Source organism: Microvirga subterranea (assembly GCF_003350535.1).
GTDB classification, from domain to species: Bacteria; Pseudomonadota; Alphaproteobacteria; order Rhizobiales; family Beijerinckiaceae; genus Microvirga; species Microvirga subterranea.
On the sequence record NZ_QQBB01000011.1, the window covers coordinates 63,487 to 83,488 of the forward strand.

Sequence of the window (20,002 nt, forward strand, 5' to 3'; positions counted from 1 at the left end):
GCGCAACTAAGTTTCCCTTGGGAAAAGAAACCGCCATTCGGCTTAGGCCATTTGGCCTATTAGAACATAAAATCATTTTACTTCAGTCGCTTGAGATATCCGGTGCCGTTTCGCGGCAAAGCTCGAGGACCTTTGAAGCGGTCGAAAATGGTTAAAATTTTGCGGCCCTAGCGAAGCTAGAGAACCAAGAACGCACTCCTATCGAAACAATATTTCTGATGACAATTTGTAAGTTCGCGCTAGGCGATTATTCTATTATACGTGCAACTTTTGGTTATGTGATTGCAAGGTCGAACGAGACCTGAAGCCTGACGTACCGATTGGTTCTCACCTCCCCGCCCGCACCAGCACCGCCACCCCGTCGTGGTCGCCGGTCGTGAAGCGGGGATCGTCCACCAGTGCATTGTCGAGCGGCACGAAGCCGCTCACCTTGTGGTCCGTGGCCCGGTCGAGGCGCTGGGTGAAGTCGTCCCGGGCGCGGTTGAAAGAGGCGAAGCGGTGACCAGGGTCGCGGAAGGGGTCCACGTCCTCGCGGCTGAAGGCGGCGATGAAGATATAGGCACTGCCCGTCGCGTGCGGGCCGAAAATTCGGCCGTGGTTGTTGTCCACCTCGAAGACGTCGTTCGAGAAGGCGTCGTCCCAGCCCTTCGGGAGCTGCGCATAGAGGCTCCCGCCGATGACGCCCTGGTAGCCGGTGGAGTGGCCGAAGCGGATCGGATATCCGGCCTGGGCGGCGGCGCTCACGAGCCGCGCCTTCGCGTCCTCGACGCTGGCGGCCGCTTCATCGACGATGATCACGTTGATCGGCTCGCGCAGGGTCTTGCCTTCATAGACCTCCCCGAGCCAGTCGGACGGCTCGCCCTGCTGGGTCAGCATCCATTTGCCGATCGAGGGCAGGCCGGCCGGCGTCGCGACGCCGTCTCCGGTGGTCCACTGGCTGCTGGCGGTTAGACCGGCGGCCTGCGCAAGGGCGCCGGGCGCTCCCAAGGCCAGCAATCCGGCGAACAGAACCACAAGTCGGCCGCGCATCCCCGCCTCCCGGTCATCCCGGTCCAGTGATATCACGGGACCGCCGCCGCAACGAGCCTGGGCGGCAGCGCGCCCAACACAACCCTTGCGGGGTTACATAACGTCAATCCCATTGAGCGACTACGGTCGAAGGATTATGATACCTCGCTCGACCGTATACCGTGAGTTGATGCCTGCAGGGGAGTAGCTCAATTGGCAGAGCGCCGGCCTCCAAAGCCGGAGGGTGCAAGTTCAACTCCTGCCTCCCCTGCCAAATCTCCTGCGATCATCTCTTCCCGCAGACCCGCCGAACGGTGATCCTCAGGCCGCACCCTGCTAAGGTGCGACCGCGACAGACGATCACGGAGCCATCATGAGCAAGACGATTCTCATCACCGGCGCGAGCCGCGGCATCGGCCGGGCGGCCGCCGTCCTGGCGGGCCGGAGAGGCTGGTCTGTCGGGGTGAACTACGCGAACAACCGCGCCGCCGCCGAAGAGGTCGTCGGGCTGGTGGCAGAGGCCGGCGGCCGCGCGGTGGCGATCCAGGGCGACGTGGCGATCGAGGCGGACGTGATCTCGGCCTTCGACCAGACCGAACGGACCTTCGGGCCGCTCGACGGGGTCGTGGCCAATGCGGGCATCGTCGGCGAGAAGCAGCTTCTCGCCGAGATGAGCGCGGAGCGGATGCGCCGCATGTTCGAGGTGAACGTGCTCGGCGCCTATCTGTGTGCCCGCGAGGCCGCCCGGCGTCTCCCGACGAGCCTGGGCGGCCGGGGCGGGTCGATCGTGCTTGTGTCCTCCGTCGCGGCGCGCCTGGGCTCGCCGTTCGAGTACATCGACTACGCGGGCTCCAAGGCCGCCGTGGACACCCTGGCGCTCGGCCTCTCGAAGGAGCTCGGGGCCGAAGGCGTGCGCGTCAACGCGGTGCGCCCCGGCGTGACGGAGACCGACATCCACGCCAGCGGCGGCCAGCCCGACCGCGCCCAGCGTGTCGGCACCATGACGCCCTTCGGCCGGGCCGGCCGGCCCGAGGAGGTGGCGGAGGCGATCGTCTGGCTCCTGAGCGACGCCTCGTCCTATGTGAGCGGCGCTCTCCTGGACGTCTCCGGCGGGCGCTGATCCAAGCCGTCAGTGCCCCTTCTCGGTCATGCCGCTCGACATGCGATCGACGTAGGCAATCCCGATCGCCGAGAGGATGAAGACCGAGTGGATGACCGTCTGCAGGATGATGCCGGTCTCGGTGTAGTTGCTCTTCGGCGTCCCGACGTAGCCTGCCTCGATGAAGGTGCGGAGAAGATGGATCGACGAGATGCCGATGATGGCCATGGCGAGCTTCACCTTCAGGATGCCCGCGTTCACGTGGCCGAGCCATTCGGGCTGATCCGGGTGGCCTTTGAGGTTGAGGCGCGACACGAAGGTCTCGTAGCCGCCGACGATCACCATCATCAGCAGGTTCGAGATCATCACCACGTCGATCAGGCCGAGCACCACGAGCATGATCTGCTGCTCGCTGAATTCGCTGGCATGCAGCACGAGATGCCACAGTTCCTTGAGGAACAGGAACACGTAGACCGCCTGCGCCACGATGAGACCGAGATAGAGCGGCAGCTGCAGCCAGCGCGAACTGAAGATCAGCGACGGAAGAGGCCGCAGGCTGGCGGCAGACAGGGAGGTTTCTCGGTTATGAGACATGAATCGGTCAGGGTTCCGTAAGGGACACAGGTGGAAGAGCAGGAGCGCGTCTGCGCCCCTGCCGCCGGCGACAGATGGGAAAGCTTGGGCGTTCGCGCAAGGGCTGCCCGCAGGAGGGAACAGGCCGCCCGGGTCACAGCTTCGTCATCCTGTGATCTCGGGCGACACGATCGGGCGAGGAGCATGAAGCGCTCCGCCGCCGCAGAGGAAGCTCACGAGCCATGAGGACCTCTCCGGGACAGAGGGGTAGATCCCCACCCTCACCCTAAGCGGAATTTTCCTGGCCCTTGGGTTTGATGTAGACTTTCGGCGTCTCTGATGGAGGCGGCAATGACAGTTGAACGCGCGGTTCTCCTGACGGTTGGAACACTCATCATCGCCAGCATCCTGCTCGCGGTGTACGTGAACCTCAACTGGCTCTGGCTGACCGGTTTGCTCGGCGCCCATCTCGTGCAGGCATCCTTCACCGGCATGTGCCCTGTCGTGATGATGCTCAAGCGCATGGGCCTTCCCAGCAAGCCGGGCTTCACCTGAGGTGACGGAAGGGAGGCGCCGTCGCCTACGGGGTCGCCATGCCCCTGGCTGCTGCCTGCCCGCTCGCCAGGCCTGCAATCCGTCCGAGGGCGACCGCCGATAAAAGCCCGTTTCCGGACAGGTAGCCCTCCGCCGTTGAGCCCGAGACCCCACAGGCCGCTCCGCCGACGGCGTAGAGATTGGGCAGTGACGTTCCGTCCTCCCGCATCACCCGAGCATCACGGTCGACGACAAGCCCGCCCTGGGTATGGAAAAGTGCGCCGGTGACCTTCACGGCGCAATAAGGGGCCTTGAGCGGCGGCGATCCGGCGAAGCTGCGTCCGAAACGGTCCGCGGCGCCGGAATGCTTCAGCGCATCCACCTCCTGGACGGTCGACTGCAAGGCGTCCGCGGGAACTCCCATCTGCTGCGCGAGATCCTCGATGGTTTCCGACGTCAGGATGGCCCCGAGCGACTCCGCCTGGCGGAAATCCTCGAACTGGCGGGCGATGCCGGCGATGCGCGCATCGAAGACGGTCCAGGCGAGCCCCTCGGGCTGCCTCAGCACGACGGCCGCCTGCTCGGAATAGCCGTGGCTCTCGTCCGAGAAGCGCTCGCCGCGCAGGTTCACCTGGAACCCACCTTCGGTGATCGTCGCCCAGGTGATGAGGATGCCGTGCGGGTGAGCGACCGAGCCATGTCCCTGGTGGCCCGAGAGGTGCCGCGCGGCGGCTCCCAACGCCTGTCCCCACAGCAGCGCGTCGCCCTGATTGCCCTCGTGGCCGAAATAGAGCGCCGTCCCGAGCTCCGGAATGTGGCGCCGCACGAGATCCTTGTTCCCGCCGTAACCGTTGCAGGCGAGGATCAGGCTCCCGCACCCGATGAGTTCCTTCGATCCGTCGGGACGCTCGACGGCGACCCCGCTGATCCTGCCGTCGGCTCCGGCAAACAGGTCCGTGACATGGGCATCGCAGAGAATGTCGACACCCGCCTGGGCCGCCGCGTCGCGAAGCCGGTCGATCAGCTCCCCGCCGGAGCGGCTCGGCAAGCCATGCATGCGGCACACCGAGTGACCCGGATAGCGGAAATCTTCGATCACCGAGAACGGCAGACCGTGGCGATCCGCCAGCCATTCGATCGTCGGACCGACAGCCTCCGCGACCATCCTCACGAGATCCGGATCTGGCTCGCCGCTCGCCTTGGCGACGATATCGCGGCCGAACAGCTCCGGGCTGTCGGCAATGCCGGCGGCCTCCTGCCAGCGGGTGCCGGGCGCCGGGATCAAGCCGGCCGAGAGGGCCGTCGAGCCGCGGGGCACCGCGTCCCGCTCGAGAACCAGGACCTCCTGGCCCAGCTCCCGCGCCGACAGGGCCGCGACGAGTCCCGCGGCGCCCGCCCCGACGATGACGACCGGAACCTCGATGTCGAAGGTGATGCCGTCCGCAGAAAGAATGCTCATGCGGCTTCGATCTCTTTCATGATATCGGAGATGGACGCGACCCGGCAGACCGGCCGCAGCGCATCGATGGCGGTGGCATGCACGGCAGGCGAGAAGGCCGCACAGCCATCCTCCAGAACGGTGGTGTCGAAGTCGCGCACATGCGCATCGCGGACCGTCGACGCGACGCCGCCATTGGTGACGATGCCGCAGACGATAAGCCGCTCGATGCCGCACTTGCGCAGAACCCATTCGAGCCGCGTCATGTAGAAGGCCGAATAGGCGATCTTCTCCACGCTCAGATCCGCCGGCTGCAGCGTATCGACGAGCTGATGGCCCCAGGCGCCGGGCTGAAAGTCGCCTTTCCCAAGGAACGGCCGAAGCTGCTTGAGATGAGGGGAAATGAGCGGCTCGCCGCCTTTCGCAGGCACCAGCGTGAACTGCGTCGAGACGACGTAGCCGCCCTTGGCGCGCAGCAGGTCCGCAAGCGGCTTCAGCCGCTCCGGCAAGGCGGCGATTTCGGGCGCGCCCTGCCCTGCCCTGCCATAGGCCCCATCGGGATGCAGGAAGTCGTTCTGGAGATCGACGATGAGGAGCCCCGTGCGCGCGACGGGAATTGCCAAATCGCTCATGCGGCGCGCTCCACGACGACGTTGCCGAAATCGTCGACCCGCGCCGTCAGGTCAGGGTCGATGACGGTGGTCGCATCGGGCTGCTCCAGGATCGCCGGCCCGTGCACGACTGCCCCGACCGGCAGGTCGAGCCGCGCGTAGATCGCGGTATCGTGCCAAGCGCCGTCGAACCAGACCGGACGGTTGCCGAGCCGCGCCTTCTCGATGCTTGCGGATGCATCCGGCGCGAGGGCCGCAAGGTCGAAATGGGGCCTGCGCCCCACGGCTGCGGTACGCAGATTGACGATCTTCGCCGGCACGCCCGGCAGCAGGCGGCTGAACGACGCCTGATAGGCCCGCTCGAAGGCCTCCCTGACGATCGACGGATTGATCCCGGTCGTGCCGTTCTGCACCGACACGGGAAGCGGGACGCTCACCGTGTGGGTCTGGCCCACATAATGCATGTCGAGCTCGAACAGGATGTCGATCCGTTCTACGGAGAGCCCGGCTTCCTCCACGATCTTCCTTGAGGCTTCCGCCTCTTCGACCATGCGGTGATCGAGAGCCGAAGCGTCGAGACTGTCGAGGAGCAGGTTCACGGTCTGCACCTGGTCATGGCGAATATCCGCAATGACGCAGCCGAGCGCGGACGTCACGCCCGGATACCTCGGCACCAGCGCGGCCTTCAGGCCGACATCCTTGATGAGAGCGCCCACATGGAGGGCTCCGCCGCCACCGAAGGGCACGGCCGCGAACCGACCGGGATCATGCCCGCGCTCGATGGAGACGAGGCGGATGGCGCCGGCCATCTTGCCGTTCGCAACCCGCACGATGGCCTCCGCCGCCTGCATGGGATCGAGGCCCAGCGGCTCCGCCACGTGCTTTGCGATAGCGGCCTTCGCGGCTTCCACGTCGAGGCGCGCGAGCTTGCCGCCGATGGGACGCTCCGCATTGATGCGTCCGAGAACCACATTGGCGTCCGTGAGCGTCGGCCGGGTATTGCCCTGCCCATAGGCGACCGGACCCGGACGCGAGCCCGCACTCTCGGGTCCAACCTGGAGCAGGCCGCCCGCATCCACATGGGCAATCGAGCCCCCGCCCGCACCGATGGTGGTGATCTCGATCATCGGCGTGCGGATGACGAGGCCGAAGTCGATGGTCGTCTGGGCCGCGAGCGCCGTCTCGCCGTCAACCACGATCGACACGTCGAAGGACGTGCCGCCGAGATCGCCGGTGATCACGTCCGGGAAGCCCGCCGCCTTCGCGATGGCGGCCGCGGCGATCACGCCCGCGGCCGGGCCGGACAGGGCCGTGCGCACCGGCAGGCGTCTCGCGGTCGCGGTCGACATGACGCCGCCGTTCGATTGCACGATGTGGAAGCGGCCGGCAAAATTCTCCTGCGCGAGCGCCTGATCCAGCTTGCCGAGATAGCTGCCGACCACAGGCTGAAGATAGGCATTGAGCGCTGTCGTCGAGGTGCGCTCGAACTCGCGGATCTCCGGCAGGATCTGGGCGGAGCACTCGATGTTCCCGTTCGGCCAGACCTCCCGGGCCGCAGCAAGCGCCTTGAGTTCGTTTGCCGGGTTGGCATAGGCGTTGACGAACACGATGGCGAGCGCCTCGGCGCCGCCTGCCAGCAGCGACTTGGCGACCTCCTTCACCTCCGCCGGATCGATCTCCTGCCGGATGGTGCCGTCCGCCATGGTGCGTTCGCCGACCTCCAGGCGCAGGTCGCGATCGACGACGGGTACGAAGTCGCCCCAGAGCCCCCAGGTGTGACGGCGGTCGCGGCGGCGCATTTCGAGCACATCGCGGAAGCCGCGCGTGGTGATGAGGCCGATGCGGGCGCCCTTGCGCTCAAGCAAAGCGTTGGTGCCCACCGTCGTGCCGTGCACGATGGAGCCAAGCTGCGCGAGCGGTCCGAACGTCTTCAGGCCCTCGAGAAATCCGATCGCCTCGTCGCCGCGGTTCGACGGCACCTTCGCGGTGCGGAACCGTGCTGCGTCTTCGTCGTAATAGAACAGGTCGGTAAAGGTCCCGCCCACGTCCACTCCGACGATCTTCCCCACGACGGCGTTCATGCGGCCGCTCCCTTTCTCAGAGCGACGGTCGCGCTCTCGTCCACCTCACCATTCTCCTTGACGGCGACACCGTAGTCCCGGGCAGCTGCCTCGGCGCTGACGTAACCGAGACGCACGTCACGGGCGACACGCTGCGGATCACGCCGCCGGGGATCGCCCCATCCGCCGCCGCCGGGCGATTCCAGGCGCACGCGCTGGCCGGCGCGGATCTTCACGTTCGCGACCTTGGAAGCCATCGGGGGTGACTTCTCGCCCTGGTCAGTCTGCCAGAAAAACTGGTTCAGCGAGGCCGGCAGCCCGCCCGCCACGCCGAACGGCGCGAACCGGCCCCGCTCGCCGAGGAGGAACACGTCCGCATCGGTCAGCGACTCGATCTCATAGATGGCGCCCACGCCGCCACGGTGCGCTCCCGCCCCGGCGGAATCCGGCCGCAGCGCCCATTGGGTGAACATGACCGGATAGGCCGCCTCCAGAATCTCGGCCGGCGGGATCGTGGCGGTCGAGATCGGGTTGTTGGCATGGTTCAGTCCGTCGCTCTCCGGATTGCCGCCAAGACCGCCGCCGAAGAACGAGAACATCACCCAGCGCGACCCGTCCTGACGATGTCCCGCCAGAGAGAGGGCATTGATCGTGCCGAACGGGCCGGCCGTGGCGCGGCTCGGATCGGCCTTCGCCAGTGCGCCGAAGACCACGCCGATGACGCGTAGGATCGTCTCCGTGTAGCCTCCGACGGGCTTCGGCGGCTTGACGCCCAGGAGGGTCGTACCCGGAATCACGAAGGTGATCGGCCTCAGGCAGCCTGCATTGGCCGGCACATCGGTGAAGACGTGCTTGAGCGCGACGTAGCAGCAGGCGACCGCCGTCGAGTACGCGATGTTGAGCGGTCCCGCACAGGGGGCGGAAGAACGGGAGAAGTCCAGCGTCATGGCATCGCCCGCGACCGTCAGGTCCAGAGCGATGGTGAGCCGCTCGTCCGTGATGCCGTCATTGTCGAGGTAGTCCTCGAACGAATAGGTGCCGTCCGGCAGAGCGCTGACGGCGGCGCGCATCATCGCCTCCGCGCGATCCGAGAAGACGTCGAAGGCCGCCGCAACGGTCGTGTCGCCATACTCGTCGAGCAACTCGGTCAGGCGCCGCTCGCCGAGGTCCAAGGCGTTGAGCTGGCCGTTCAGGTCGCCGTAGTTCGATATCGGCACACGGGCATTGGCCGAGAGGATCGCCACGATATCCTCGTTCATCACGCCTGCGCGGATGAGCTTGACCGGGGGAAAGCGCACGCCCTCCTGGAAGCTTTCCGTCGCCTGCGCGTTGAAGCCTCCCGGCACGTTGCCGCCGATATCGAGCCAGTGGCCGACGGATGCGAGCCAGCAATAAAGCTTCCCGTCCCGGAAGATCGGCCGGACGAGGCGGAAATCGTTCAGGTGCGTGCCGCCGTCATAGGGGTCGTTGAACAGGAACGTGTCGCCGGGCTCCAGCCCCCCTTCCCGCTCGACCTTGTCGATCACGGCCTTGACGGCAAACGCCATGGCGCCGACGAAGATCGGCAGGCCGTTCGTGCCCTGCACGAGGGTCGCACCGGTCACGGGGTGATAGAGTCCGTGGCAGGCATCGCGCGCCTCCGCAATGATCGGGTTGAAGGCGGAGCGATAGAGCGTCGCGTCCATCTCGTCCGCGATCTGCTCAAGGCGTCCTTTCAGAACGGCCAGGGTGACGGGGTCGATGGCGCTCATTGGGCTGCCTCATTGTCGAAGGATTCATAGCGCTCGCCGAGCGCCAGCATCTCTGGGGTCCCGATGAGGCGGTTCAGTGCCGTGAAATCGAACATGCGGTCGCGGAAGGGTTCATTGGTGCCATGGGCATGGAGCGAGCGGTAGTAATCCTGCGCCGTGCGCGCGAGAGCGCGCACGATGCCGCCGGGAAAGATCACGAGCCTGAACCCAAGGCTTCCGAGATCCTGTGCCGACGACAGAGGCGTCTCGCCGCCCTCGACCATGTTGGCCAGGAGCGGACGCAGGGACCCGAGGGCGGACGTGACCGCCGCAAGCTGCTCGCGGGTCTTCGGGGCCTCCACGAAGAGGACATCGGCCCCGGCCTCCGCATAGAGTCGCGCCCGCTCGATCGCCGGCTCGAAGCCTTCCACGGCGACTGCATCGGTGCGGGCGATGATGATCGTCTCCTCCGAGGCCCGTGCATCCACGGCGGCCTTGATCTTGCCGGCCATTTCGACGGCCGGGATGATCGACTTGTCCTGCAGGTGACCGCAGCGCTTCGGGAAGCTCTGATCCTCGAGCTGGATGGCGGTGGCGCCGGCGCGTTCGAAGATCCGGACGGTCCGCTGGACGTTGAGGGCGTTGCCGTAACCATTATCCGCATCGACCACGAGCGGCGTCGGCACCCGGTCGCGCACCAGCGCGATGGTATCGGCAACCTCGCTCATGGAAACGAGACCGATATCCGGCCGTCCGAGACGCGTATAAGCGATCGCCGCACCGGAGAGATACAGCGCCTCGAAGCCGGCTTCGGTGGCGAGCGATGCGGTCAGCGGGTCGTATACGCCGGGCGCAACGACGACCTGGTTCTGCAGCAGTCGTTTCCTGAAATTCATTGTGACCAACCGTGTTGGGGAGCGCGGGCAAGGAGGCCCGTCAGGCCGTGGATGTCGGATGCGCCGTCGAGGCCGTCGACCTCGGCGATGATTCTGTCTACATGCTCGCCTCCCCAAACGGGCTCGGCCAGCTCACGGAACTTGTCGCGTACGTCATCGGGGGAGTAGGGATCCTCGGTGTCGCCCTTGTTGGTGAGCACCTCGGCCGACAATGTGCGCCCGTCGGAGAAGCAGACCCTGACCCTGGCCGGACGCAGCCCAGGCAGCATCGCCGTGAGCGACGCGTCCTCCCGCACCGAGACCCGACGTGCAAGGTCGCGGGCGGTCGTGTTCGCCTGGGCCTCCTCGCGGAAGGCGGGCACGGTGGCGGCGCCGTTGACGATGGAGGTGGCAAGCGCGAAGGGCAGCGAGAACTTCGCGGCGAGCATGTTCTTGGGCTCGGCCGAGTCGAGCTGCGCCGCCCACACATAGGTGTCGACCTCGATCGTCTCGATGGCGGCGGGATCGATGGATCCGCCTGCCTGACGGACGATGTCGCCGAGGGCGTCGAGTGCCCCGTGGGTATAGCGGCAGGCTGCATGGCGCTTGAAGTAGTTGCGGGCGATCTCCCAGCGCTCGCCCAGTTCCAGCACCATTTCGTCGGGCTGGAAATTCTCCGCGATGACCGTTCCGTAGACCGTGCCGACGCCATCCGTCTCGCCGACGAAGCCCGATGCCTGCAGCTCCCACGCCATGAGTCCGAGCTGGTTCGAAAAGCCCGCATAGCTGTTGCGGACAGTCCCGCCCTCCAGCATCGTGCGACGGCTCGTCGAGAGGCCGAAGCTCGACGCGATGTTGATGGTTTCGACCATCTGATCGGCCGTGGCGCCCTCGAGCTTCGCGGCCGTCAATGCGGCGCCCACCGTGCCCCAGGTGCCGTGCGGATGCATGGTCACCCGCAGTTTCGACGCGATGCCGATGCGCGATCCGATCTCGTAGCCAAGCGCGACGGCGAGCAGCAGATCGGCTCCGGAAATCGACAGGCGCTCGCCGGCCGCCAAAGCCGCCGGGACCACATGGATGCCTGGGTGGCCGCGCGCGTACTGGTTGCCCTCGTCGAGTTCGAGCATCGTGCCCGCAGTGCCGTTAAGCAGGCTCGCAAGCAGCGCGCTCATGCGGCGCCCGGAGCCGATCACCGGAACCTGACCCTCGCCTGCCTCGCGCTGTGCAAGCCGCCCAACGAGGGTGCGCATCTCGGGCTCCTGCATGCCGGCCGCGATCGCACCGATGCAGTCGAGAAGGACGAGCTTGGTGCGCTCCACCACAGGCGCCGGCAGAGCGGAGAAGCGGGTCTTCGCAGCGAACTCGCCCCATTGCCTGAGCCAGTCGGGCTGCCCGGCCTGAAGCAGGACGGAAGCGGGAATGACGTTTTGCGTGACGATCGTCATGAGGTCTCCTCCGTCACATGCCGAGATAGGCGCGCTTGAGCTCGGGATCGTTGCGAACCTGTTCGGCCGTCCCCGACAGGGCGAAGAGCCCGTTCTCCAGAATGTAGGCGCGAGACGCGCATTCGAGCGACTGCACCACGTTCTGTTCGACGAGCAGGATGGGCAGTCCTTCGCCGTTGAGTCGACGGATCAGGGTGAACATCTCCTCGACGAGCAGCGGCGACAGGCCGAGCGATGGCTCGTCCAGGATGAGGAGGCGCGGCTCCGCCATCATCCCGCGTCCGATCGCCAGCATCTGCTGCTCGCCTCCGGACAGGGTGCCGGCGGCTTGACCGCTGCGCTCGCGCAGGCGCGGGAAGGTTTCGAAGACCCGCTCAAGATTGGCGGAGCGTCTCTCACGCCCCCTCCGGTAGCTGCCGAGTTCGAGGTTCTCGCGCACCGACATGTTCGGGAAGATCTTGCGGCCCTCTGGCACATGGATGAGCCCCGCCTCCACGATGTCGGCCGAGGAAGCACCCGTGAGGGTCTTCCCGTCGAAGCGGATCTCGCCTTCGTTCGCCCGAAGGACGCCGGACAGGACCTTGTTCAACGTGGTCTTGCCGACGCCGTTGGAGCCGAGCACCGCGACGATCTCGCCAGCCCCGACCGACAGATCGAGCCCGCGCAGGACTTCCGTGCCGCCATAGCCGGCTCTCAAGGACCGGACCTCAAGCATGGACCTTCTCCCGCTTCAGGCGTTCGGCCGCACCGGCGCCGAGATAAGCCTCGATCACCGTCGGGTCGTCGCAGACCTCGGCAGGCGGGCCCTCCGCGATGATCTTTCCTTGAGCCAGCACATAGACCTGCTCGCAGAGGTTCATCACCGCCTGCATCACGTGCTCAATCATCAGAATCGTGACGCCCTCGTCACGGATCGCGCGGATCACCGGGATGATGTCGCGGATCTCGGAAGGATTGAGGCCGGCGAGCACTTCGTCGAGCAGCAGCAGCTTCGGCTCGGTCGCGAGCGCGCGGGCGAGTTCCAGCCGCTTGCGGCCCGCCACCGTCAGGCTTGAGGCCGACTTGTCGAGTTCGGGACCGAGCCCGACGCGGCGGCCCACCTCCTGGGCGCGAGCCATGGCGTCGCTGCGCCTTGCATGACGCAGATGAGCGCCGACGGCGATGTTCTCGACGACGGAGAGGCCCGCGAAGGGCTGCACGATCTGGAACGTTCGGGCGATTCCGCGCTGGGCACGGATGTGAGGCTCGTCGCGGCTGATATCCTGTCCTTCGAACAGCACGCGCCCCTCGGTCGGTCGTTCGAAACCGGAAATGAGCGTGAACAGGGTCGTCTTTCCGGCGCCGTTCGGACCGATGAGTCCCGTGATGGAGCCTGCTGCGGCCTTCAGCGACGCCTGGTTCACGGCGATGAGCCCGCCGAAGCGTTTGGTCGCGTTCTGCACCTCAAGCATGGCGGGATGCTCCTGTAGGCTGGGCCGGCCGGCGGAAGCGCCTCAGGAGACCGAGGATCCCGTCCGGCGCAAACGCGACGGCAACGACCAGAAGGCTACCGAAGACCATGAGGTCGATGCCCGGAATGCTGCCGGCCGCGAGCTTGGTGATCTCTCCCAGTCCATGCAGGGCAACCGCGCCGACCAGCGGACCGAACACGGTTCCGATCCCACCGACGATCGGGGCAAGGATCGCCTCGACCGAGATCCAGGTGCCGTAGGCGATGTTGGCGTCCACATAGAGGAAGTACTGGGCATAGAGGCAGCCAGCGGCCGCCGTCACGGCTCCGGAAAGCGTGATCGCCCCGAGCTTCACCCGCAGCGTGTCGACGCCGAGCGCCTTGGCGGCCGCCTCGTTCTCGCGCACGGCTACGAGCTGAGCACCGAAGCGGGACCGCTCGATCCAGCGGGTGAGGACGAGGACCGCGCCGACGAGCGCCAGCGCGATCCAGAAGAAGGCGGCGCGGCTCTCGAACTGGAAGTTCTCCGGCCGTACGTCAAGCTTGATCAGGACACCCGCCGCGCCGCCGGTGAAGGTGGCGGCGTTGGCGAGAATCCGCAGCACCTCAGCGAAGGCGAGGGTCACCAGGGCGAAATAGGAGCCGCGCAGGCCTGACCGGAAGCTCAGGTAGCCGATCACCCAGCCGACCAGAGCGCCGGCGGCGGCGCCGATCACGAAGGCAACCCATGGATTGATCCCGAGGCGGACCTGGAGGAGCGCAGCCGCATAGGCGCCCGTGCCGAAGAAGGCGGCGTGGCCGAAGGAAAACTGCCCGCCGAAGCCGGCCAGTATGTTCCACCCTTGAGCTGTGAGCGCGATGATCAGGGTGAAAACGAGAAAGTTGAGAACGGTGTTCGCCGTGACGAAGACCGGCAGGAATGCCAGCAGCGCCACGATTAGGATGATCGGGATGATGTCGCGCAATGTCATGCCTTCGCCCCGAACAGTCCCGTCGGCCGCACGAGCAGCACCAGGATGAAGATGAGGAAGATGCCGATCTGGCCGAGGGAATCCCCGAGGAATAGGCCACAAAGGCTCTCGACCACGCCGATGAACAACCCGCCGACAAGCGCGCCGGGGATAGACCCCATGCCGCCCAGCACCACGATCGTGAAGGCGACGAGCACGAAGGCCTGGCCGATACGTGGATTGACGTAGAAGGTCGGCATGAGCAGGCATGCCGCCACCGCCAGGCAGGCGCAGCCGAGGCCGAACGTGACGGCGTAGACGTGAGCCACGTCGATGCCGACGAGACTGGCGCCGAGCTTTTCCTTGGCCACGGCCCGGATGGCTTTGCCGGTGTCGGTGCGCGAGAGGAGAAGCCACAGGAGGACCGTGACCAGCACGGCCGCCCCGAACCCGATCAGGCGCGGCTTGGAGAGAAGAAGCGGGCCGAGTTCCACCACCTGGAAACCGTAATCGGTGTTGAGCGTGCGCGTATCCGAGCGAAAGCCTGCCAGCAGCGCGTTTTCGATGGCAATCGAGAGGCCCAGCGTCACGAGCAGGATGTTGCTGTCGCTGCCATGGCTTGCCGGGCCGATCACGAAGCGCTGCACCGCATAGCCGAGCCCGAAGAAGAGCGGCGTCAGCGGCAGGATCGCAAGATACGGATCAAGGCCGAAAGCCACGTAGACGGCCCACACGGCGAACATGGCAGCCGTGAGAAGCGCCCCATGGGCGAAATTGATAATGTGAAGGACGCCGTAAACCAGGGTGAGGCCGAGCGCGATGAGCGCATAGACCGCTCCCGTCATGAGGCCGTTGACGACGGCTTCCGCAATGATGGCGGGTGAATACATCACACGAAACACTCCTCAGGGTTCCTGGGGCGGCTATAGGCGCCCCAGGACCGTTGCCCAGGATCAGCCGGTCACCGGGAATTGCGGCTTCGCGTCCGCGAAGGCTTCGGGGAAGATCACCTTGATGTCGTTGCCCTGCACCTGCGTATTGACCGGCGCGGCGCCCATGTTCTGCCCGTTGACGAACTTGGTCTCGCCGTAGGGCATGATGTGGTCCTTGAAGGTCGAGGTGTTGAGCGCCTCGATGATCTTCGCGCGGTCGGCCGAACCGGCGCGGTTGATGGCGTCGGCGAGGAGCTTCACGCAGGAATAGTTCAGCGGCACGTTATAGGCGAAGACCTTGCCCTGCGCCTCGACCTGCTTCTTGAGCTCCTGGGCCTTCGGGTTGCGCGGGTCGTACCAGTGATTGCAGTCCATGATGCCGTTGGCGGCTTCCGGGAACTCCTTCACGAAGCGGTAGTTCGAGGCCGCTCCGTTGAGGACCGCGTAGACGCCCTTCGGCCGGATGCGCTGCTGCTGCATGGTGCGCGCGAGCAGCACGAACTCGCCGTAATAGCTCGACGGGATCACAAGATCCGGGTTGAGCGAACGGATGCGCAGGGCGACGTTCGACATGTCGCGCGCCGGAGTCGGATGCGCAATGGTCTCGAGGATTTCGAATCCGCGCTTCGGCAGTTCCGTCTGCATGAGCTTGGCGAGGCCCGATCCGAACAGGCCGTCCTCGTGAACGAGCACCACGGTCTTGGCGGGCTTGCCGGCGCCGTCGTTGAGCTTGACGAGGTTGTCGAGGGCAAATCCCGTCACGATGCCGAAGCCCGGTGCGAAGCGGAACGTGTTCTTGAGACCGCGCTGGACGATCGGGTCGCTCACGCCCACATCGACGATGTAAGGCAGGTCGTAGCGGGCAGCCGCCTGGGTGGCGGCGAGGCAGATCGGGCTCGCGAAGCCGCCGACGATGGCCGCGACGCCGTCAGCCTGCATCTTCTCGACCTCCTGGGTGCCGGCCTCCGGGTTCGAGCGTGCATCGCCGAACACCATTTCGAGCTTGGCGCCGCCGAGTCCCTTGAGGCCGCCGGAATCGTTGATCTCCTTGATGGCCATTTCGGCGCCCATGCGGCCGAACTCGCCGTCCTGCGCAAGCGCACCGGTGACGGGCTGCAGGATGCCGATCTTCACGGACTGCGACTGGGCGCGCAAATAAGCCGGCATGGCGAGCACGGCCGCGGAGGCGGCGCCGGCCCGCAGGATCGAACGGCGGGTTGGACGCATGATGTTCTTCATGTCGATGTTCTCCTCTGGTTGGACACCCGCACGGGGCGGGACTTCGGTTTGGAGCTCTCCGGCCCCTTGGTCTTGCGCTTGTGCGTCTCCGGTCCTGCGATGACCGGCTTCACCACGGGATTCCAGCGACGGGCGCCGACGGCGCCAGTCCGCACGAGATCCATGTGGAAGGAATAACGATCCGGCCGGTAGAGGGCGTGGAGGTGCTCCACTCCCTGACCCGACGGGTCCCAGACGACGCGCGTGAGCGACAGAAGCGGCGAGCCGATCTCCAGCCCCAGCGCTTCCGCGACGTCCGGTCCGGCCAAGGTGGCGCCGATGCTTTGGCTCGCCTCCTCGACCATGATCCCCGATCGCTCCAGGAGGCCAAGAAGCGGCATCGATGCGAGGTCCGCCTCCGAATAAGTGACGCCGATGCGCTCCGGCACATGGGTCACGAGGTAGGAAAACGGCGCACCATCGATGAGACGAACGCGGATGGACCGCTGCGTGCGCTCTCCCGGCTCGAGCCCGAGGGAGGCGGCCACGCTCTCGGGCGGGTTCACATAGGCAAAGGACAGAAGACGCACGCCGGTCCGGCGCCCCATCTCGACCAGGTGAGACAGGACGTTCGAGAGATCCGCCACGATCGGCTGGACCGAATTTCCCTCACGGACGAACGTGCCGGAGCCGGGGCGGCGATCGATGAGACCGTCGTTGGCGAGGGTATCGAGCGCGCGCCTGACCGTAACCCGTGAAAGTCCGTATTCGGCGGCGATCGACAGCTCCCCGGGCAACCGGGAGCCGGGCTCCAGTTCGCCGTTCAGGATGCGCTCGCGCAGGAGAAGATAGATGCGCCGCGCTTTGAGGGGTTCGACTGCGTCCGCCAAGGTTGCCCGCTCCAGACTGCAACAGTGTTGACTGATGCAAAGAACAGATACCTGTCTACCTTATAAGACATTTCCCTTGCGTCAAGCCGCCCCTTTGGAAATACTGGTGAGCGCTCCGACATGAACGATGTGAGCGCATTCGGGAGAGCGAGATGGCGCAGAACCCCTCCGGTCCGCGGACCCTGTTCGACAAGCTCTGGGACAGCCACGCGATCGTGACCCGCGAGGACGGACAGACGTTGCTGTGGGTCGACCGGCATTTCGTCCACGAGGGATCGTTCCATGCCTTCAACAAGCTGAAGGAGCGGGGCGCGAAGGTCTCACGCCCGGATCTCACCTTCGGCATCGCCGATCACTATGTCCCGACCCGCCGCTCCGGACGCACGATCGATCCGGCCATCCAAAGTATGATCGACCAGCTCGAGCGCAACACCTCCGAAAACGGCGTATTGCTGTTCGGTCTCAACGACCCGCGTCAGGGAATCGTCCACGTGGTCGGCCCGGAACAGGGCCTGACGCTCCCGGGCCTGCTCATCGTGTGCGGCGACAGCCACACCTCCACGCATGGCGCGTTCGGCGCATGGGGTTTCGGCATCGGCGCATCCGAGGTCGCGCACGTGCTGATGACACAGACGCTCTGGCAGCGGAAGCCGAAGCGCATGCGCATCATGGTTGAGGGAGCATTGGCCCCGGGAATTGGCGCCAAGGACATCGCGCTCTCCATCATCGCGCGCATCGGCGCGGACGGTGCGCAGGGACATGCCGTCGAGTATGCTGGCTCCGCCATCCGGGGGCTCTCGATGGAGGGGCGCCTCACCCTGTGCAATCTCTCGATCGAAGCGGGCGCGCGCTGCGGCATGGTCGCCCCCGACGAGACGACGATCGATTATCTCCGCAACCGTCCCTTTGCCCCCGCGGGAGGTGAATTCGAGCGTGCGGCGGAGGACTGGCTGCAGCTTCGGACCGACGAGAGTGCGCAGTTCGACCGTGAGATCACGCTCAACGCGGCGGAGATCGCCCCCGTCGTCACCTGGGGCGTCAGCCCCGAGGACGCACTGCCGATCACCACGATGGTGCCGGATCCCGAGACGATCCCGGATTCGGGCAAGGCGGCGCAGGTCCGCGACGCCCTGGCCTATATGGACCTCAAGCCGGGCCAGAGGCTCACCGACGTTCGCATCGACCGCGTCTTCATCGGTTCGTGCACCAACAGCCGCATCGAGGACCTGCGCGCCGCCGCCGAAGTGCTGGCGGGCCGCAAGGCCAAGGTACCGGGGCTCGTCTCGCCCGGCTCCTCGTTAGTAAAGCAGCAGGCAGAAGCGGAAGGGCTCGACAGGATATTCCAGGAGGCCGGGCTCGAGTGGGTGGAGTCCGGCTGTTCCATGTGCGTTGGCATGAACGGCGACATCGTGCAGCCCGGCGAGCGCTGCGCCTCGACCACGAACCGCAACTTCAAGGGACGTCAGGGACCCGGGGCACGAACCCATCTCATGTCGCCCGCGATGGTCGCGGCGGCCGCCGTGACCGGGCACCTCGCCGACGTCCGCCCCCTGATCGAGGAGCGCTCCTGATGCAGCCCTTCCAGCGCCTGACCGCGACCGCCTGCCCCCTGCCCTATGCCAACATCGACACGGACCAGCTGATCCCGGCCCGGTTCATGAAGCGCTCTCGCGCGGAAGGATATGGCGGCTATCTGCTCCACGACATGCGCTTTTCGGGCGAGGGAAGCGAAGTCCCGGACTTCCCGCTCAACCGTCCCCAGTTCCGGAACGCGCAGATCGTCGTCGCCAGGCGCAACTTTGGAGCTGGTTCATCGCGTGAGGCAGCCGTCTATGCGCTCGTGGATTACGGCATCCGCTGTGTGATCGCGCCGAGCTTCGGCGACATCTTCGCGTCCAACTCGGTCAACAACGGCCTCCTCCCGGCCCGGGTGGAGGAGCAGGATGCCGAGGCGCTGATGCGCCATCTCGAGAGCGACGGCGCCGAACTCACGGTCGATCTCGAAGAACAGTCGGTCACGGCGGGCGATCGCAGGATCCCGTTCGTTGTCGATCCCGTCTGGCGCATGAAGCTCCTCAACGGCTGGGACGATATCGATCTGACGCTCAATCAGGCGGATGCGATTGCGCGGTTCACGGTGGAGGACGCCGCACGGCGCCCCTGGGCTGCGCCCCACCCACAGGCCCGCTGATCGTCCCGAGATGGCGCGGCCCTAAAACGGCTTCCAACCGCGCAGCGAGCGTGAAATGCGGCGCGCCGTCTCCATGACGACCGGCGCAAGCCGCTCCCGTGCCGCCTCGACTGTCCAGTGCGCGGTGGAGGTCGAGACCCCGACGGCCGCCAAGGGGCGACCGTTGCCGTCGAGGATGGGAGCCGCAACGGCGATCTCGCCGAGATTGACCTCCTCATCGACGAGGGCAAAGCCCTCGCGCTGCGCGATCTCCAGGCGCCGCTCGACCTCGGCGCGATCGGTGATGGTGCGTGGCGTGCGCGGCTGAAAGTCCGTGCGGTCCAGAATGTCGGCCAGCTCGTCCTGCGGCAGCCAGGCGAGCTGCGCACGCCCTCCCGCCGTGCAGAAGGCCGGCAGTCGGCGGCCGATCGTCGAGGTCGGGTTCATGCGGCGCTGGCTCGGCATGCGGATCACGGCAACGACCTCCGGCCCGTCGAGCTCCGCGACGTTGACGGTCTCGCGACAATCGTCCCGCGCCGAGGCGACGAACGGGATCGCAACCTCATAGAGCGGGCTTGCATGAAGATAGTGATATGCGAAGTCGAGCATGCGGGCGCTCAACCGGTAGCGGCGCGTCCTGTCGTCCTTCCGAAGATATCCGAGACGCACCAGTGTGTGGGTGATGCGCTGGGCCGCCCCCATGCTGATGCTCGATCGGGCCGCGATCTCCCGCAGGCCGAGCGCGTCCCAATCGCCGTCGAAGGCCTTCAGCACGCCGAGGCCTTTCGCGAGAGAATTGATGAAGAGCGGGTCTTCCCGCCCAGGCCCAGCGGACACGTCCTCCGCAAGCGCGATCCCTCCCCCTTCCGCAGGGGCAGAGGCATCGATCATTTTCCGCGGTGCCATGGTCGTGCTCCCTCTCTCAAGCCTTCTTCGAGGCTTTGTCTTATCGCTTAGACGCCTTGACAAGCTCGACAATTCTATTCGAGATAATCGCGTTGCGCTACGCTCTTATC

Annotated in this window: 19 protein-coding genes and 1 tRNA gene; 5 read left to right on the plus strand and 15 right to left on the minus strand. The window is 66.1% G+C overall.

The window, feature by feature from the left end:
- Positions 1–327: 327 nt before the first annotated feature.
- Positions 328–1,029, minus strand: coding sequence for a hypothetical protein (locus DES45_RS21240; RefSeq protein WP_173946015.1), 702 nt, complete (start codon positions 1,027–1,029; stop codon positions 328–330).
- 177 nt (positions 1,030–1,206) lie between these two features.
- Here DES45_RS21240 and DES45_RS21245 point away from each other — a divergent pair.
- A tRNA-Trp gene (locus DES45_RS21245) sits at positions 1,207–1,282 on the plus strand.
- A 99-nt stretch (positions 1,283–1,381) separates the two neighbouring features.
- Positions 1,382–2,128, plus strand: a complete 747-nt coding sequence (locus tag DES45_RS21250; RefSeq protein WP_114772364.1) for an SDR family oxidoreductase — start codon at positions 1,382–1,384, stop codon at positions 2,126–2,128.
- Positions 2,129–2,137: 9 nt separating this feature from the next.
- Here DES45_RS21250 and DES45_RS21255 read toward each other — a convergent pair whose 3' ends face one another.
- Positions 2,138–2,701, minus strand: a complete 564-nt coding sequence (locus tag DES45_RS21255) for a TIGR00645 family protein (RefSeq protein ID WP_114772365.1) — start codon at positions 2,699–2,701, stop codon at positions 2,138–2,140.
- A gap of 330 nt (positions 2,702–3,031) precedes the next feature.
- Between DES45_RS21255 and DES45_RS21260 the strand changes: the two genes are divergently transcribed.
- Positions 3,032–3,235, plus strand: coding sequence for a YgaP family membrane protein (locus DES45_RS21260; protein ID WP_114772367.1), 204 nt, complete (start codon positions 3,032–3,034; stop codon positions 3,233–3,235).
- 25 nt (positions 3,236–3,260) lie between these two features.
- Here the strand turns inward: DES45_RS21260 and DES45_RS21265 are convergent, their stop codons facing one another.
- The 12 genes from DES45_RS21265 to DES45_RS21320 all read right to left on the minus strand — a co-directional run bounded on the left by DES45_RS21265 (position 3,261) and on the right by DES45_RS21320 (position 16,816).
- Entirely contained in the window at positions 3,261–4,673 is a 1,413-nt protein-coding gene (locus tag DES45_RS21265) for an FAD-dependent oxidoreductase (RefSeq protein ID WP_114772368.1), read from the minus strand.
- A complete protein-coding gene (locus tag DES45_RS21270; RefSeq protein WP_114772370.1) occupies positions 4,670–5,284 on the minus strand; it encodes a cysteine hydrolase family protein in 615 nt (204 codons plus the stop codon). The genes DES45_RS21265 and DES45_RS21270 overlap by 4 nt, the downstream gene beginning before the upstream one ends.
- Complete coding sequence (locus DES45_RS21275) at positions 5,281–7,344, minus strand: hydantoinase/oxoprolinase family protein (protein WP_114772372.1); 2,064 nt, start codon at positions 7,342–7,344, stop codon at positions 5,281–5,283. The genes DES45_RS21270 and DES45_RS21275 overlap by 4 nt, the downstream gene beginning before the upstream one ends.
- Positions 7,341–9,074, minus strand: coding sequence for a hydantoinase B/oxoprolinase family protein (locus DES45_RS21280; RefSeq protein WP_114772374.1), 1,734 nt, complete (start codon positions 9,072–9,074; stop codon positions 7,341–7,343). The genes DES45_RS21275 and DES45_RS21280 overlap by 4 nt, the downstream gene beginning before the upstream one ends.
- Positions 9,071–9,949, minus strand: a complete 879-nt coding sequence (locus DES45_RS21285) for an isocitrate lyase/PEP mutase family protein (protein ID WP_114772377.1) — start codon at positions 9,947–9,949, stop codon at positions 9,071–9,073. The genes DES45_RS21280 and DES45_RS21285 overlap by 4 nt, the downstream gene beginning before the upstream one ends.
- On the minus strand, positions 9,946–11,376 hold the full coding sequence (locus tag DES45_RS21290; protein ID WP_114772378.1) for an MmgE/PrpD family protein: 1,431 nt from the start codon (positions 11,374–11,376) through the stop codon (positions 9,946–9,948). Before DES45_RS21290 ends, DES45_RS21285 begins: the two co-directional genes overlap by 4 nt.
- 13 nt (positions 11,377–11,389) lie before the next feature.
- Positions 11,390–12,091 carry an ABC transporter ATP-binding protein gene (locus DES45_RS21295; protein WP_114772380.1) on the minus strand — a complete coding sequence of 234 codons (702 nt, stop codon included), beginning with the start codon at positions 12,089–12,091 and terminating at the stop codon, positions 11,390–11,392.
- On the minus strand, positions 12,084–12,827 hold the full coding sequence (locus tag DES45_RS21300) for an ABC transporter ATP-binding protein (protein WP_114772382.1): 744 nt from the start codon (positions 12,825–12,827) through the stop codon (positions 12,084–12,086). Before DES45_RS21300 ends, DES45_RS21295 begins: the two co-directional genes overlap by 8 nt.
- Positions 12,820–13,797, minus strand: coding sequence for a branched-chain amino acid ABC transporter permease (locus DES45_RS21305; protein WP_114772384.1), 978 nt, complete (start codon positions 13,795–13,797; stop codon positions 12,820–12,822). The genes DES45_RS21300 and DES45_RS21305 overlap by 8 nt, the downstream gene beginning before the upstream one ends.
- Positions 13,794–14,666: a branched-chain amino acid ABC transporter permease gene (locus DES45_RS21310; protein ID WP_114772386.1), complete on the minus strand. Its 873-nt coding sequence runs from the start codon at positions 14,664–14,666 to the stop codon at positions 13,794–13,796. The genes DES45_RS21305 and DES45_RS21310 overlap by 4 nt, the downstream gene beginning before the upstream one ends.
- 63 nt (positions 14,667–14,729) lie before the next feature.
- The gene (locus DES45_RS21315) at positions 14,730–15,947 is read right to left on the minus strand and encodes an ABC transporter substrate-binding protein (RefSeq protein ID WP_114772388.1); all 1,218 of its coding nucleotides are present in this window, start codon (positions 15,945–15,947) and stop codon (positions 14,730–14,732) included.
- Entirely contained in the window at positions 15,944–16,816 is an 873-nt protein-coding gene (locus DES45_RS21320) for a GntR family transcriptional regulator (protein ID WP_114772390.1), read from the minus strand. Before DES45_RS21320 ends, DES45_RS21315 begins: the two co-directional genes overlap by 4 nt.
- A 152-nt stretch (positions 16,817–16,968) precedes the next feature.
- On the opposite strand from DES45_RS21320, the gene leuC reads away from it, so the two are divergent.
- Entirely contained in the window at positions 16,969–18,387 is a 1,419-nt protein-coding gene (gene leuC / locus DES45_RS21325; protein WP_114772392.1) for a 3-isopropylmalate dehydratase large subunit, read from the plus strand.
- A complete protein-coding gene (leuD, locus tag DES45_RS21330; RefSeq protein WP_114772394.1) occupies positions 18,387–19,007 on the plus strand; it encodes a 3-isopropylmalate dehydratase small subunit in 621 nt (206 codons plus the stop codon). Before leuC ends, leuD begins: the two co-directional genes overlap by 1 nt.
- Before the next feature lie 21 nt (positions 19,008–19,028).
- Here the strand turns inward: leuD and DES45_RS21335 are convergent, their stop codons facing one another.
- Positions 19,029–19,892 carry an IclR family transcriptional regulator gene (locus DES45_RS21335; RefSeq protein ID WP_114772396.1) on the minus strand — a complete coding sequence of 288 codons (864 nt, stop codon included), beginning with the start codon at positions 19,890–19,892 and terminating at the stop codon, positions 19,029–19,031.
- Between the last annotated feature and the right edge of the window lie 110 nt (positions 19,893–20,002).